Source organism: Streptomyces tatrensis, assembly GCF_049310065.1.
Lineage (GTDB): Bacteria > Actinomycetota > Actinomycetes > Streptomycetales > Streptomycetaceae > Streptomyces.
The window spans coordinates 4927743-4941310 of sequence record NZ_JBMDLB010000011.1 but is presented as its reverse complement, the minus strand read 5'-3'; the positions used below and the strand labels follow the sequence as shown (position 1 = coordinate 4941310).

The 13568-nt window shown below is 73.4% G+C and carries 16 protein-coding genes; 6 read left to right on the top strand and 10 right to left on the bottom strand.

Going from position 1 to position 13568, the window contains the following annotated elements; translation table 11 throughout:
* Positions 1–39: 39 nt before the first annotated feature.
* Positions 40–1956 (bottom strand): C1 family peptidase, encoded by a 1917-nt coding sequence (locus ACODT5_RS38355; RefSeq protein ID WP_422523622.1) that lies wholly within the window; start codon positions 1954–1956, stop codon positions 40–42.
* A 192-nt stretch (positions 1957–2148) separates the two neighbouring features.
* Positions 2149–2556, bottom strand: a complete 408-nt coding sequence (locus ACODT5_RS38350; protein ID WP_422525158.1) for a HEAT repeat domain-containing protein — start codon at positions 2554–2556, stop codon at positions 2149–2151.
* A gap of 128 nt (positions 2557–2684) precedes the next feature.
* Here ACODT5_RS38350 and ACODT5_RS38345 point away from each other — a divergent pair, with 128 nt between their 5' ends.
* Positions 2685–3170 carry a hypothetical protein gene (locus tag ACODT5_RS38345; protein WP_422523621.1) on the top strand — a complete coding sequence of 162 codons (486 nt, stop codon included), beginning with the start codon at positions 2685–2687 and terminating at the stop codon, positions 3168–3170.
* A gap of 94 nt (positions 3171–3264) precedes the next feature.
* On the opposite strand, the gene ACODT5_RS38340 is transcribed toward ACODT5_RS38345, so the two are convergent.
* The 4 genes from ACODT5_RS38340 to ACODT5_RS38325 form a co-directional block, all read right to left on the bottom strand.
* Positions 3265–4239 carry a hypothetical protein gene (locus tag ACODT5_RS38340; RefSeq protein WP_422523620.1) on the bottom strand — a complete coding sequence of 325 codons (975 nt, stop codon included), beginning with the start codon at positions 4237–4239 and terminating at the stop codon, positions 3265–3267.
* 211 nt (positions 4240–4450) lie between these two features.
* The gene (locus ACODT5_RS38335) at positions 4451–4936 is read right to left on the bottom strand and encodes a GNAT family N-acetyltransferase (RefSeq protein WP_422523619.1); all 486 of its coding nucleotides are present in this window, start codon (positions 4934–4936) and stop codon (positions 4451–4453) included.
* Complete coding sequence (locus ACODT5_RS38330; RefSeq protein WP_422523618.1) at positions 4933–5112, bottom strand: DUF397 domain-containing protein; 180 nt, start codon at positions 5110–5112, stop codon at positions 4933–4935. Before ACODT5_RS38330 ends, ACODT5_RS38335 begins: the two co-directional genes overlap by 4 nt.
* Positions 5113–5116: 4 nt before the next feature.
* On the bottom strand, positions 5117–5980 hold the full coding sequence (locus ACODT5_RS38325; protein WP_422523617.1) for a helix-turn-helix domain-containing protein: 864 nt from the start codon (positions 5978–5980) through the stop codon (positions 5117–5119).
* A 219-nt stretch (positions 5981–6199) separates the two neighbouring features.
* Between ACODT5_RS38325 and ACODT5_RS38320 the strand changes: the two genes are divergently transcribed.
* The 3 genes from ACODT5_RS38320 to ACODT5_RS38310 are packed head-to-tail and all read left to right on the top strand — an operon-like array spanning position 6200 to position 8430.
* Complete coding sequence (locus ACODT5_RS38320) at positions 6200–6589, top strand: ATP-binding protein (RefSeq protein WP_422523616.1); 390 nt, start codon at positions 6200–6202, stop codon at positions 6587–6589.
* A 30-nt stretch (positions 6590–6619) separates the two neighbouring features.
* Positions 6620–7849, top strand: coding sequence for a DUF1266 domain-containing protein (locus ACODT5_RS38315; RefSeq protein WP_422523615.1), 1230 nt, complete (start codon positions 6620–6622; stop codon positions 7847–7849).
* On the top strand, positions 7846–8430 hold the full coding sequence (locus ACODT5_RS38310) for a GNAT family N-acetyltransferase (RefSeq protein WP_422523614.1): 585 nt from the start codon (positions 7846–7848) through the stop codon (positions 8428–8430). The genes ACODT5_RS38315 and ACODT5_RS38310 overlap by 4 nt, the downstream gene beginning before the upstream one ends.
* A 12-nt stretch (positions 8431–8442) precedes the next feature.
* Here ACODT5_RS38310 and ACODT5_RS38305 read toward each other — a convergent pair whose 3' ends face one another.
* Genes ACODT5_RS38305 through ACODT5_RS38295 form a run of 3 tightly spaced genes read right to left on the bottom strand, consistent with a single transcriptional unit; the run spans position 8443 to position 11106 of the window.
* Complete coding sequence (locus ACODT5_RS38305; protein WP_422523613.1) at positions 8443–8832, bottom strand: VOC family protein; 390 nt, start codon at positions 8830–8832, stop codon at positions 8443–8445.
* Between the two features lie 24 nt (positions 8833–8856).
* Positions 8857–10083: a DUF418 domain-containing protein gene (locus tag ACODT5_RS38300; protein WP_422523612.1), complete on the bottom strand. Its 1227-nt coding sequence runs from the start codon at positions 10081–10083 to the stop codon at positions 8857–8859.
* Between the two features lie 27 nt (positions 10084–10110).
* The gene (locus tag ACODT5_RS38295) at positions 10111–11106 is read right to left on the bottom strand and encodes a DMT family transporter (protein ID WP_422523611.1); all 996 of its coding nucleotides are present in this window, start codon (positions 11104–11106) and stop codon (positions 10111–10113) included.
* 146 nt (positions 11107–11252) lie between these two features.
* On the opposite strand from ACODT5_RS38295, the gene ACODT5_RS38290 reads away from it, so the two are divergent.
* Together ACODT5_RS38290 and ACODT5_RS38285 are read left to right on the top strand one after the other, a co-directional pair.
* Positions 11253–12170 carry a LysR family transcriptional regulator gene (locus ACODT5_RS38290; protein ID WP_422523610.1) on the top strand — a complete coding sequence of 306 codons (918 nt, stop codon included), beginning with the start codon at positions 11253–11255 and terminating at the stop codon, positions 12168–12170.
* 165 nt (positions 12171–12335) lie between these two features.
* A complete protein-coding gene (locus ACODT5_RS38285; protein ID WP_422523609.1) occupies positions 12336–12746 on the top strand; it encodes a PPOX class F420-dependent oxidoreductase in 411 nt (136 codons plus the stop codon).
* A gap of 22 nt (positions 12747–12768) precedes the next feature.
* On the opposite strand, the gene ACODT5_RS38280 is transcribed toward ACODT5_RS38285, so the two are convergent.
* Positions 12769–13518, bottom strand: coding sequence for a hypothetical protein (locus ACODT5_RS38280; protein ID WP_422523608.1), 750 nt, complete (start codon positions 13516–13518; stop codon positions 12769–12771).
* Between the last annotated feature and the right edge of the window lie 50 nt (positions 13519–13568).

Here is a 13568-nt window from a genome sequence, read left to right as displayed (position 1 = left end):
TGTGGCGTCATGCGGCGTCCCGCGGCGTCCCGTCACGGCCTACGCCGGGCCGATCACCGCCCCCTCGTGCCAGCCGGCGCCGTCGCGCCAGTAGTGCTGCAGCAGCCGGTCGGTGCGCAGGACGACCACCTCCAGGTTGAACCCGAAGCTGCCCTGGAGCATCCCGGTGACCGCCAGCACGCCGTGGCCGAAGACGGCGGAGCGCTGCCAGGCGGCGCCGCCCGCGTTGCCGCGCCACCAGTGCTCGACGCGGCCGTCCGCGCCCGTCACGCACAGCTCGTAGTTCCCGGCGGTGTCCTCGTCGGCCGCCCCGTACTGCGCCTCGATCAGGCAGGGCGCGGAGGTGATGCCGGAGCCGAAGATCTCGCCGGGGCGCCAGACGAACCCGTTCGGGTCGTCGCGCCACCACAGCTGCATCCGGCCGTCGGTGCGGGTGGCGACCAGGTCGAGGTGGCGGGCGCGGGTCTGCACCAGGGCCGGGCCGAAGTGCGCGATGCCGGAGGCGAAGCGGCCGCCGTCGTTCCAGGTCCAGGGGGCGCCGTTGATCCGCCACCAGTGGTTGAGTCTGCCGTCGGTCGTGCGGACGACCACCTCGAAGTTGCCGGGCACCCCGTAGTCGCTCTGGATGAAGGCCGGGGTCGAGCCGACCGCCGCGTCGCCGGGGCCGAAGGCGCCGCCGTCGCGCCAGGCGGCGGCGAAGTGCTCGTAGTACCAGTGGCGGAGCCGGCCGCCGGTGGTGACGTGCAGGGACTCCATGTTCCGGTTGTACGTGGTCCCCGTGAAGGCGGGCTGGCCGGAGGCGTCGGAGGCGAAGCTCTGGGCGCGGTTCCAGGAGAAGGGGGCCTCGCCCTCGCGCCACCAGTGGCTCAGGGAACCCCCGGCGGCTCCGCCCAGGGCGGCCAGCTCGAAGTTGCGGTGGGCCCGGCCGTTCCCGCTCTCGTAGACGTTGCCGGTGTGCAGGCGGCGCTTGGTCCACGGGTCGATGTTGGTGTCCTGCAGACCGCACTTCGCCCAGTCGTCGATCCGCGCCTCGCCGTACGCGATCCGGCCGTAGCCGCCCACGTGGTGGCCGGTCCCCCAGGAGTTCTTGAACAGCCAGCAGCCGGCCGCGTCGTCGTAGCCGGTGATCAGGACGCAGTGGCCGCCCGCCAGGCGGTCGCTGGTGCGGTGGTAGACGCCGGAGCCCAGGCCGAAGAAGTCCTCGTACACGTCGAAGCAGGCGGTCAGCGGGCCCACCGTGTCCAGCCAGACCTTCTGCTGCTCCACGTCGCCGAGCCGTACGTGCCCCCCGGTGATGCGGACGGTCCGCCCCGAGCGGTCCCAGCTCGGGGTGTACTCCGCCCGCCAGGCCTCCCGGCGGTCGACGGGGGTACCGGGCGGCGGCGGCGAGTACGGCCAGCAGCCCGGGTCCGCGAGTCCGCCGTTGGCCCGGATCCAGTCGAGGGCGGCCTCCGGGCTGCCCGTCTGCCCGCAGGGGGCCTTCATCCCGTCGTGCGCGTCCCCCTCGGACCGCTCGGCCCACACGTGGTGCTCGATGCGGGCCATCGACTCCACCAGGCCGGCCGCCCCGAACGCCCAGGAGGCGCTGCACGGCCCCTGGTCCTTCACCTTGGTGAGCCAGGGCCGGCCCCACCGGCTGCGCCAGTCCACGGCGGAGGGACGGGCGGCGGCCAGGGGGCTGCTCCCGGGGAGCAGGCCGTGCGCCGTCCTGCGCCGGGTGAGGTGCGGATTGCCGCTGACCCGGCCCACGAGGCTCCGCAGGTCCACCGGCGGCGCGGCCCCGGCGGGCGTCAGCTCGACGGCCGCCGCCGTACTCGCCCCCAGGCCCAGGGCGCGCCGCGGTACGGGATCCCCGTCGGCGAGGTGCTCGCTCACGGACCACCGCGCCCCGCACGCCGCGAGCAGGACCCGCAGCTCCCCCGCCGTCTGGACACGCCCCTCCGACTGCTCCGGCATTCCGGCCCCCCAACGCACCGTACGGATCCGAGCCCCGGGAGCGTCCCCCTGGGCGGGGGGCACGTCAAGGGGGTCCGCCAGGTCGCGCGGCGGCACGGCGGGGGCGCTGGCCGCTCGGTGAACGGGGGCCGGGGCGCCCCGATCTCTTCGGCCAAGGGAGACGGGGCCGCGCCCACGGGCGAGCCGTTCAGGTCAGCGGCTTGTGCCGTCTGTCCACGCCGAGATCTCCGCGGCACCCCGCCGAACAGGTTCTTCCCGGTCCCGGACGAGATTCCCGCAGGCCGCAGCGACGTCCGGCAGGCCTTCCGGTCCCTCGCGGGCGTCATGCACCCCGGTCTGCAGCCAGTCGGCCTGGTTGTCGTCGGCCTCGACAACCGCGAGGGCGATGAGCCTCACCGCGGCAGCCGTTCCGATTCGAGCCAGGGCCTCCGCCGTCTGCCGCGTCACCGCGGTGTTCTCGCCATCCAGCAGGAGCCCCACCAGCGCTTGCGCAGCTTCAGGAACATCGGCGAAGGAAGCGAGGTCGCGCCCGGCGCGAGCACGCTGCGTCCACGAAGGAGACGAGGCCTCAGCCAAGGCCGACTCCAACCCACCCGTCATCTCTGGCACGACCAGACAGTCTCATGCCCCGTGAAGAAGGCAGCAGCGGGAGGGCCGGGGGTGCCCCGGCCTCTTCGGTCGGGGATACGGGGCTGCGGCGGCTCGGCGGAGCCGGGCAGCATGAGGGCGTGGCCGATCTTCTGTGGGACGACGTGAGGTGCTTCTTCGACCCTGACCTCATGGGGGCGCTGCCGGACGTCCGTGTCCCGGATGGGTCGGTGGAGGGCTGGCAGGCAGTCCTCGATCTTGTCGAGGAGAGGGGCTGGAAGTGCCGGTACTCCGAAGGCGAGGCGGTGCTGCCGGTACCTCGCGCGCAGGCCGTGCTGTCCCGCGCGGCGGACGCCGAGTGTCCTGAACTGCGGGTCTGGCCGGCTCCCGATGTGCTGGCGATCTTCCGCTTCGAGGACGACGGGGTCATCGACTTCGACGTCGACCTGCGGGAGTTGCAGGGGCAGGAACGACTAGACGTGTTCTGCGGCTTCCTGCGGGAGATCGGGCGGCGCCTGGGCAAGCCGGTCCTGATGCATCCGGAGGGTGACCACGGCCATCCGGTGCTCGGCTTCGACGTCGAGCTCGATCGGGTCGTGCTCCTGGCCGAGCCGCTGGTCATGTGACTGCGGCTGTCGGCCGGGGTTCCCGGCCGCGACCGCCCCGGCGGGGCGCTGCCGCTGTGGGCGGGCAGCGCCGGGGCCGGGGGTGCGGCGGGTGCTACTGGACGGGCAGCGGGACCGGGAGGGGCGGGGCCGGGACCGGGAGGGCCGGGACCGGGAGCGGGGGCAGGCCCGGGAGGCCGAGGCCGGTGAGCAGGGCGACCAGGGCGGCGACCAGGTCGGTCACCACGTCCGTGGCCTTGGCCTTGGCGTCGGTGGAGCAGCCGCAGGGGCCGGCGGCCTTGGTGAGGCCGTCGACGGAGCCCTTGAGCTTGTCGATGGCACCCGTGGCCAGGTCGAGCGGGCCGGCGGCGGCGGGCTTGGCCTTGTGGGCGGAGACGGGCAGGGCCACGGGCAGCGCGGGCGCCGCCACCGGCAGCTTCGGGGCCTCGACGGGAAGCTTGGGGGCTTCCACCGGGAGCTTCGGGGCCTCCACGGGAAGCTTGGGAGCCTCGACCGGCAGCGCCGGGGTCTCCACCGGCAACTTCGGCGCCTCCACAGGCAGCTTCGGAGCCTCGACCGGCAGCGCCGGGGTCTCCACCGGCAACTTCGGCGCCTCCACAGGCAGCTTCGGAGCTTCGACCGGGAGCTTCGGGGCCTCCACCGGGAGCTTCGGCGGGTCCACCGGGAGCTTCGGCGGGTCCACCGGGAGGGCCGGGGCGTCCACCGGCGGGACCGGTACCGGCAGGGCCGGGGCGGCGGGCAGGCTCTTCTTCAGCTCCTCGATCGCGGCGGCGATCTTCTCCTTGAAGGCGGCCAGGTCCGCGTCCGGGATCTTGCCGTCGGGGGACTTCAGGACGGCCGCCAGCAGATCGGTGATGGGTTTGAGCAGCCCGCCGACCCCGCCCAGCGACTGCACCTGCGCGAGCAGGGCCTCCGTACCGGGGATGGCCTTCCCGGCGGGTGCTGCCGCCACGAACGCGGCGGCCTGCGGCTTCGCGGACGACTCCGCCGCCGACGCCAGACCGGGGGACGCGGTCAGGAGGGTCAGGCAGAGGGCGGCGGGGACGGTGTAACGCGTGATGCGGTGCAACGAATCTCTCCTGTCGAGGAGCCCCGACATGGGACGTGCCGGGACGTGACGTGACGTGGGACGCGACATGGGACGTGTCCCAGCCCACTCACCGACACCCCGTCAGCCCCCGCAACCCGAGCCCCCGCACCGCCCGTGCGGACACGCCGTGCAACCGGCCTACGTACGCCCTTGACCTGCGCCTACGCCGTCACCCTCGGGCGATGCCCCGTCAGGCGGGTCCCTCCCAGCGGATCTCGCCGTCCTCGACCCGGTCCGTGGCGGCGAGTCCGACCCGCGCGGCGACGGCCGCGGACGCGGTGTGGTCGGGGTGGACGTGCGCGATGAGCTGGTGCACCTCGGCCTGCGCCCCGAGCCACTCGGCCATGGCCCGGGTCGCCTCGGTAGCGATGCCGCGGCCCTGCCAGGGCGTGCCGACGACCCAGGCGATCTCGGCGGCCTCCCCGGACACGGTCGCCTGGACCGTGCCGGTCAGGCAGTCCTCGGCGTCGAGCCGGACCACCCAGTTGCACCAGGTGACGGCGGGGTCCGGCGAACCGGCGACCAGTCGTTCGTAGCGCGTGCGCAGCTCCGCCGCGGTGAGCGGAGCCCCGCCGATGAAGCGGTGCAGCTCCGGGTCGCCCAGTACGGCGGCCATCTCCTCCGCGTGCGCGACCTCCAGCGGCAGCAGGGTCAGCCGCCCGGTCCGGATGATCATCCCGCCTGCGTCGCGAACGCGGTCCACGCGGCACCACTCATCTCGATGACCGGCCCGTCGGCCCGCTTGCTGTCCCGGACGGCAACGGTACCCACCACATTGGTCGCCACCTCGACGCACTCCGAATCGGCCTGGTCGTCGCTGTAGCTGGACTTCACGAACTCGAACTGGCTCACGGGCTTACGTACCTTTGCTGATGGCGTCGATCAGGTTCACGGAGTCATGCGGCGAGAGACTCAGACGGGACACCCGTGCGAAGGCCCGACTGAACGCCTCGTTGCCTTCCGACCCCTCCACCCAAACCTTAGCCGCGGCAGTCTCGGCGTAAGCGACGTCCAAGGCTCCTGGTTCCGCGAACGAAACGATGTTGAACGCGCCCGAGGCGCCGTGGTGCCCTCCCGCCCGAAAGGGCAACACCTGCACGTGGACGTGGGGGAGCCTGGCCATCTCGGCCAGGTGCTGGAGCTGCCCGCGCATCACCTCGGGACTACCGATCTGCTGGCGCAATGCGGCCTCCCACACCACGGCGTGGAATTCGAGTGGTTGCTCGCCCCAGAGCCGCGCTTGCCGCTTGACCCGAGACGTAACCAACACCTCGATCTCGTCGGGGTGCGACCAGTTGGACGTGACCCCCAGCGCCCGCATGTACTCGGGGGTCTGGAGCAGTCCGGGGACAAGGGCCAGCTGCCACGTACGGATCCGCGTGGCGACCTGCTCCATCGCGATGTACTCGCCCAGGTTGCCGACGAGGTGCATGTGCTGCCACCACCCCTTGGCCTTGCGCCGCTCCCGGTCCAGCTTGGCCAGCGCCAGCAACCCGGCGACGGCCGACTCGTCCGTCTCCCCGTAGAGCTTGCACAGGGCGAGGATGTCCGGGTCCCGGAACGGAACCCAGCCTCGCTCCATCTTGGCGACCTTGGCCGCCGTCGCACTCAGCACCTGCGCCGCTTGCGGCTGCGTCAGGCCCGCGGCGTCCCGCAGGCGCAACAGCTCCCCGCCCAGCCGACGTGCAAGCACCGTGGATACCCGGTTGTCCGTGGGCACTTGATCCACCTCCTCGTACCCGAGGCAGTCTTCCGCGCCCGGACCGAACCGCACAACTACTCCTTGGGGATAGATATCTCCGGAAGAGGTTGCACCCATCCACGCGCTCACTCTACGGTCAGTAACGAACTACTCACCGCACAGAGTCAGTTGGCGGAAGCGCACCGGGCTGTCCACAAGACGGCACCGGCATGCCACCGCCCGTACCGGAGGTGCAGCATGGACCGTCACGACGTACGGAACTACCCGCCCCGCCAGGACTCCGTACCCACCGCCCGCCGGCACACCGCGTGGCTCGCCGTGGCGTGGGGGCGGCCCGAGCTCGCGGCGGACGCGGCGTTGCTGACCAGCGAGTTGACCACCAACGCCCTGCTGCACGGCTCGGTCTGGGACCGGTACTTCCGGGTCGAGGTCAGCCTCACCGGAGCAGTGCTCCGCATCGAGGTCACCGATCCGAAAGGAGAGCGCCGCCCCGAACCGCGAGCGGCCGTCGCCGACCACGACCAGTTCGGGCGGGGGCTGCACATCGTCAAGGCCCTCTCCGCGCACTGGGGGTGCACGGACCGGATCGTCGGCAAGACCGTGTGGGCGGAGCTGACCCACGGCTGAGGGCACCCGGCCCCCGTTAGGGTGATCCACATGGATGGGTGGACGGCGCCGAGTTCCATCGAGCGCGAGCTGTACGAGGCCAAGGCGCGCGGGGACTGGCCGGGGTACCTGGACGCCCTCGCACGCAGCGAGCTCTTCCTGCCGCAGTCCCGCGCGCAGGTCGACGCCGAGCCCACGATGGCCCGCTTCCACCCCACCCCCGACCGGCGCTGCCTCGTCGTCCACACCCGCGGCATGCTGCCCGTCCCGGACCCGGACACCGTGTACCTGCCCAGGTCGCTCGCCTGGTTCGCGAACGCCTGGGACTCCGCCGACCCGCCCCACCTCGCCGTGAACCCCGGCTCCCCCGCCGAGGCCTACCTCACGACCACCCCCGCCGACCTCGCCCGCTGGCGCGCCCACTGGGACGCCGCGGCCCCGGTCTGGGGCCTCGCCCCCAAAGCCGTGCACGCCCTGCACGTCGGCGGCCCGCTCCACGGACCGGTCGCGCACGGGCTGGCCGTCGGAGCCCATCTCGCCGTCACCAACGGAGAGTTCTGGAACGCGCTGGCCTACCACGGCAACGGCTACACCCGGGAACGCGAACGCCTGCGCCGGGACTGGGACGTCACCGACTCCGCCGGCTGGCACCAGGTCCTGCGCGGCCTGCTCTCCGCCGGGATGGTCAGCCCCGTCTGGGAGTTCGCGCTGCGTGTGCGCCGGATCCTCGCCTCCGACTTCGCCGGCCCCGTGGACCCGGAGCACTGGCGGCACGCCGCGGCCACCGCCCTGCGCCGCAACGCCGAACGGGAGGCCGAACCGCAGCTCACCCCCGAGGGCGTCACCCTCGCCGCGCCCCGGCCGACCGCCGAGGTGGAGGGCGAGATCGCGGGCGTACAGCGGCTGATCGGCCGGATCGCCCGCTACGAGCAGCGCTTCCGCGCCGACGGGCTGCTCCCCGAGGACGGCTGGGTCCGCTCCGTCGAGGGCTGGGACCACGGCCGGGCCTCGCAGCTGGCCCGCTGGGGGCTCGGCGCCCGCTACGGCACCCTCGCCGAGGCCGAACGCGGCGTACTGGCCGCCGGGTCCGCGGCGCGAGCGGCCTACCGCTCGTGGGAGGAGTTCTCCGCCGGGTACGCGCTGGCGCGGTGCCTGCACTTCGACGAGGAGGAGTTCGGCGAGTGGTACGCGAGCTCCCTGGCCACCCACCTCACCCTGACCACCGACCCGGCGAGCCCCTGGCGCAACATCCCCTGGCGGGCATCCGAAGGAGCCGCATGACGCAGCAAGGGATCATCCCGATCGAGCGCATGGACGGCGCATCCGCGGCGCGGGCCGCGGACGCGTTCGGGCTGGTCTACGCCGAGGCGTTCGCGGAGCCTCCGCACCTCGAGACCGAGGAGGAGATCACCGCCGCCGCCCGCCGCTTCCCCGACCGGACGTGCAGGCCCGCCTTCCGCGCGGCCTTGGCCCGTACCCCCGGCGGCGAGCCGGCCGGCATGGCCTACGGCTGGACGCTGCAGCCCGACGCGGTGTGGTGGGACGAACTCACCGAGCCCGTGTCCGCCGCCATGCGGCGCGAGGACGGCCGCCGCACCTTCGGGCTCATCGAGCTGGCCGTGCGCGCGCCGTGGCGCGGACAGGGTGTCGCACGGCGGCTGCACGCGGCGCTGCTCGACGGCATCACGGCCGAGCGGGTGCTGCTGAAGGTCCACCAGGAGGCCGGGACCGCCTCGGCGGCCTACCGGGCGTGGGGGTACCGCAAGATCGGCGAGGCCCGGCCCCCGGGCGCGGACGCGGGCTCCGAACCGGACGCGGACGCGGACCTCCGCGACGTGATGCTGCTCGATCTGCGGCGCTGAAGCCGACGGCGCCTACGCCCCAAGCTCCATGGCGGCCTTGTCGGACTCGCTGCGCAGCACGCAGAACTCGTTGCCCTCGGGATCGGCGAGGACCGCCCAGCCCGAGCCGTCGGGCTCGCGCCGGTCGGCGACCAGGACGGCGCCGAGGTCCAGGAGCCGGTCCACCTCCTGCTCCCGCGAGACTTCGGGGCGCAGGCACAGGTGGATCCGGTTCTTGACCGTCTTGGGCTCGGGCACTTCGTTGAAGTACAGCGCCGGGCCCTCCGCCGGCAGCACCTGGGTCGCCGGGTCGCCCGGCCTGGCGTCCGGATCCAGCGGGCGGCCCGTCACACCGCTCCAGAAGCGGGCCAGCCCATAGGCATCCGCACAGTCGATCGCCACGTTCTGCACTACCGAAACCATGCGCCCAGCTTTGTCGATCACCGCTCAGGACGCCACCGGCTTGTGGCTCTCCTCACGGCTCCGCGGGAGCCGGGCGAGGGTGACCGCGCGGAGCAGCCATTCCACCGGGCCGTACCGGTACCTGGCCATCAGGTGCTTGCTGAGGATGAGTTGGGACCCGTAGAGGACGAGCGCGCCGAGTTCGACGACGGCCGCGCCGAGGCGGTCGTAGAGGGCGAGGCCGTAGGCGGTGAAGACGAGGGCCATGACCAGGGACTGGGTCAGGTAGTTCGTCAGGGCCATCCGGCCGGCGGGGGCGAGGAGCACCGCCGTGCGCCCGCCCCGGGCCGTCCTGAAGAAGAGGAGCATCCCGCAGACGTACGCGGCGGTGAGCGCGGGGGCCGTGACCATGCCCACGACCGAACCGAGCAGGGTCCACCGGGGACCGAGCACACCGCCGGCGGCCAGGGCCATGAAGACGCTGCCGGGCAGGCCCAGGGCGACGCCGAGCACGCAGATGCGGCGCATCCGGGCCGCGTACCGTCCCGTGTCGGCGAGGAGGCGGCGCTTGCCGCAGTACAGGCCGGTCAGGAAGGCGCCCAGGACGAAGCCGCCCATCAGCAGTACGGCGAGGAACGCGTCGGGCAGCTGGCCGATGTTGGCCCGCACGACGGAGGCCGGGTCACCGCGGTACTCGGCGACCAGTGCCGCGAACTCCGGCGGGAGTTGGCCCAGTTCGGTCGCCTCGGCGTCCGACATGAACAGGGAGCCCAGGCCCAGGAGGAGCAGGAAGCCGCTCGCGCAGCCGTACACGACCCGGGCCGCGCGCAGGGCCTTCCGCGGCGTGCAGTTCCGTGCGGCGATCAGGACCAGGCCGAGCAGCGCGTAGGTCACGAGGATGTCGCCGGTGTACAGCAGTACGGCGTGCAGGAGGCCCAGGACGAGCAGGCCGAGCGAGCGGCGCAGCATCCGGGGGACGGGGCTCGCGCCGTCGCGGGCGGCGGAATCCTGCTGGAGGGTGAAGCTGTAGCCGAAGAGGAACGAGAACATCAGGTAGAACTTGCCGACCACCAGGGCCTGTACGACCCCGTCGACGGTCCGGTCGAGCGTCGTCGCGTCCGGGTCGACGGTGCCGCCCGGGGCGTACGGGCTCGCCATCATCAGCACGTTGACCAGCAGGATGCCCAGGAGCGCGAAACCGCGCAGGGCGTCGACCTCCGGTATCCGTGCGGGCCGGTCCGTCCGTTCGTGCGCAGCAGCCGTTGCGGGCACCGCTTCCCCCAAGTGGTCGTGGGCGTGTCAGGCTCCTGCCCCCGGTTGCCGGACGGCGGCCGGCGCCTCGGCGGGGGCCGGGGCCGTTCGGTCGTCCAGGTGGTCGGGCCGGGGCGAGGAGCGCTTGGCTTCCGTGACGACCGTAGCCCGGCGGCGGGTCAGGGCGACGCCCAGGAGGACGACGGCCGTGCCGGCGATCACGCGCGGGCCGATCTCCTCTCCCAGTACGACCGCTCCCAGCACCACCGAGACCACCGGCAGGAGGTAGCCGACGGTCGCGGCGTTGGTCGCGCCCTCGTCGGCGATGATCCGGTAGGTGAGGTAGAAGGTGACGCCGGTGGCGAAGACGCCGAGGACCACGACGGCCAACAGGGGTACCAGGGGCACCGCTTGGAGCCGTACGGCGCTCAGGCCCGGTCCGCCGACGGGCAGTGCCAGCGTCGTGAGCCCGGTGGCCGCGAGGAGTTGGGCGGTGGCGAGCGAGAGGGTGGGCACACCCTTGCCGACGAGGTGACGGCCCATGTAGGTGAAGGCGAAGGCGTAGCTCGCGGCGGCCCCCAGGATGGCGAGCGCTCCCCAGCCCACGTGCCCGGACCCCGACCGCTGCCACGGGGCGAAGATCAGCGCGGTTCCGGCGAGCCCGACCAGCAGACCGGCCACCCGGATCGCGCGGGGGCGGCGCTCGGCGCGGGTGACGAGCCCGATCAGCAGCGACCACAGCGGGGTCGTCGCGTTCAGCACGCCCGCGAGCCCCGAGTCGACGCTCTGCTGGCCCACGCCGAACAGGGCGAACGGGAGCGCGTTGCAGAAGAAGGCCGCCACCAGGACGTGGCCCCACACCGCCCGGCCCGCGGGCAGGCGTTGGTGCGCGAACCGGCACGCGACCCCGAGGACGAGGGCGCCGAGGGCGCAGCGGACCAGGGTGACCTGGACCGGGGTGAATCCGTCCAGGGCCAGGTCGATCCACAAGAACGTCGAGCCCCACAGGAGGGCGAGCACGCCGACGCGTCCGGCACCGATCACGGTTCTGCTCCTCAGGTATCGGGCCGCGGGGGTGTGGGGTGCGGGGGGGGTATGGGGTGGGTCGCGGATCCCTCCCCCACCACGGTGCGGCACCCGATACGACAGGACAAGCAAATGGTTCTGCATCAACCGTTAACGTGTACTACATGCTCGATGTGCGAAGGATGCAGGTCCTGAGGGCGGTCGTCACCAGCGGATCGGTGACCGCCGCTGCGGCCCACCTGGGGTACACCCCCTCCGCGGTCAGCCAGCAGGTGGCGGCCCTGGAGCGGCAGGCCGGCATCCCCCTGCTCGAACGGGTCGGGCGGGGCGTACGGCCCACGGCGGCGGGCCGGCTGCTCGCCGACCACGCTGCCGTCATCAGCCGCGACGTCGCCGCGGCGGAAACCGCCCTGGCCGACCTCAGGGCCGGCCGCACCGGGCGCCTCGCCGTCCGCTACTTCGCCACGGCGGGCGCGGCTCTGGTGGCCCCCGCCCTGGCCGGACTGTGCCGCGAACACCCGGGCGTGCGGATCGACTTGCGGATGACCGACCCCGAGGACCCGCTGCTCGAGGTGGAGCAGGGCCGCGCGGACCTCGCCCTGGTCATCACGCCCCGGACGCGGCCGCGCGAGGACGTGGAGCTGGTCCACCTGCTCGACGACGCGTACGACGCGGTGCTCCCGGCCGGGCACCGGCTCGCGGCCCGGGAGACGATCGCGCTCGTGGAACTCGCGGACGAGCAGTGGGTCGGCAGCGAGCCGCCCGGCCCCTGCCTGGAGCCGGTCCTCGAAGCCTGCGCGGCGGCGGGCTTCAGCCCCGACTTCGTGGTGCAGAGCGAGGACTACCCGACGGCTCAGGGGTTCGTCGCGGCCGGCCTCGGCATCGGCCTGATGCCGCGCATGGGCCTGGGCCCGGCCGCGGGACGCCATCCGGGGGTCGTCGTACGCCCGGTCCGCGATCCGCGCCCGACCAGGTCCGTCTACGCCGCGGTCCGCAAGGTGTCCCTGGGCCGGCCCGCCGTACGCGCCCTGCTCGAAGCACTCCGGGAGGGCGCGGCGCCCGCGCAGGCCCCTTCGGCCTGAGGCCCCTCCTCGGATCCCGGGCCCCCGACCCGACCCGCGCCGGCAGCTAGGGTCGGCGAGGTCCGAGAGGTCCGCAAGGTCCGTAAGGTCCGCGACCTGCCCAAGTCCCCCGCGTCCGCGCCGAAGTCGCTTTGGGCGGGCCGGCATCCCCGTTACCGTGCCCGCATGACCCTTGTGCTGAACGACACCGTACGAAAGCTCCTCGACGCCCCGCACCCCGCCGTGCTCGCCACCCTCAACCCGGACGGCAGCCCGCAGAGTTCGGTGGTGTGGGTGACCCGGGACGGGGACGAGATCCTGATCTCCACCGAGCGCGGCCGCCGCAAGGAGCGCAACATCGTGGGTGACCCCCGCATCGGCCTCACCGTCTTCGACCTGGCCAACTCCTCGCTCTACGCCGAGATCCGCGGCACCGCCACCGTCACCGAGGACACCGGCCGGGCCGTCGCCGTCCGCGTCGCGGAGGAGTACGAGGGCCCGGGCGCGGGCGCGGAGTATGCGAATCTCCCTGCCGAGAGCGTCCGCGTCGTCATACGCCTCACCCCCACCAAGGTGCTCGGCAGCGCGGCGCGCTGAAGCCCCCCACACGCAAGGCCCCCTACGGAAGCCCCGGCCGCACCGCCGCCCAGGTGTCCACCGCCGCCGCCAAGGGGTCGGTCGCCGCGAGGTACGGCCGGGCCGGGGCCATGCAGGGGATCAGGTTCTTGATCCGGCGCAGCCGCAGGATGGCGGGGCGCGGCAGGTCCCGCCAGCCGGGCGCCTGCGCGAGCGCCTCGGCCGGGGTCAGCTCGAAGAGGGCCAGCACGTCCCGGCACAGGGCGGCGGGGTCACGGTCCGCGGCGCCGTCCCCGCCGGGACCGAAGCGCCGGATCAAGTAGCTCCGTACGTACGGCTGTTCCTCGGGACGGCCCAGCCGGTCGAGCGCGGCGAGCGCGATGCGGCCCCAGCGCACCCGCACCCCGTCGGGCAGCCCCTCGTCCTGCATCCGGAACGTGGCCAGGGACCGCAGCTGCTCCGAATCCGGTTCCTCCAGCAGCGGGGGCCCGGTGGCCAGCCACGCCTCCAGCTCCCCCAGCGCGTGCCCGGCCGGCGGTACGTACGTCAGCACCTGCCCCCGCGCGAGCAGCGCGACCACGGGACCCGTGAGGTGCACCTTCGCCACGTGCCCCGCGTCGAAGGACCCGACCGTGCGCCCGTACCGCTCGATCCCCCGCAGCCTGGTCCGCAGCTCGCCGGTCGCGTACACCTGACCGGCCCGCGCCACTCCGCCGATGCACCGCACCACGCACACGCCACCCGTGACATCGGCCGCCTCGACGGCACACACCTGCAACTCCGCGAAGGACACCGCGTCCCACCCCTCTCCCGGCGGGGAGGCTACCCCCGGAAGCCTCCCCG

Bases quoted from the DNA above. Each gene is read 5' to 3' on its own strand.
- ACODT5_RS38310 (WP_422523614.1), top strand. From the start codon at position 7,846: ATGACGCAGCAAGGGATCATCCCGATCGAGCGCATGGACGGCGCATCC.
- ACODT5_RS38305 (WP_422523613.1), bottom strand. From the start codon at position 8,832: ATGGTTTCGGTAGTGCAGAACGTGGCGATCGACTGTGCGGATGCCTAT.
- ACODT5_RS38335 (WP_422523619.1), bottom strand. From the start codon at position 4,936: ATGATCATCCGGACCGGGCGGCTGACCCTGCTGCCGCTGGAGGTCGCG.
- ACODT5_RS38315 (WP_422523615.1), top strand. From the start codon at position 6,620: ATGGATGGGTGGACGGCGCCGAGTTCCATCGAGCGCGAGCTGTACGAG.
- ACODT5_RS38320 (WP_422523616.1), top strand. From the start codon at position 6,200: ATGGACCGTCACGACGTACGGAACTACCCGCCCCGCCAGGACTCCGTA.
- ACODT5_RS38290 (WP_422523610.1), top strand. From the start codon at position 11,253: ATGCTCGATGTGCGAAGGATGCAGGTCCTGAGGGCGGTCGTCACCAGC.
- ACODT5_RS38355 (WP_422523622.1), bottom strand. From the start codon at position 1,956: ATGCCGGAGCAGTCGGAGGGGCGTGTCCAGACGGCGGGGGAGCTGCGG.
- ACODT5_RS38350 (WP_422525158.1), bottom strand. From the start codon at position 2,556: ATGACGGGTGGGTTGGAGTCGGCCTTGGCTGAGGCCTCGTCTCCTTCG.
- ACODT5_RS38285 (WP_422523609.1), top strand. From the start codon at position 12,336: ATGACCCTTGTGCTGAACGACACCGTACGAAAGCTCCTCGACGCCCCG.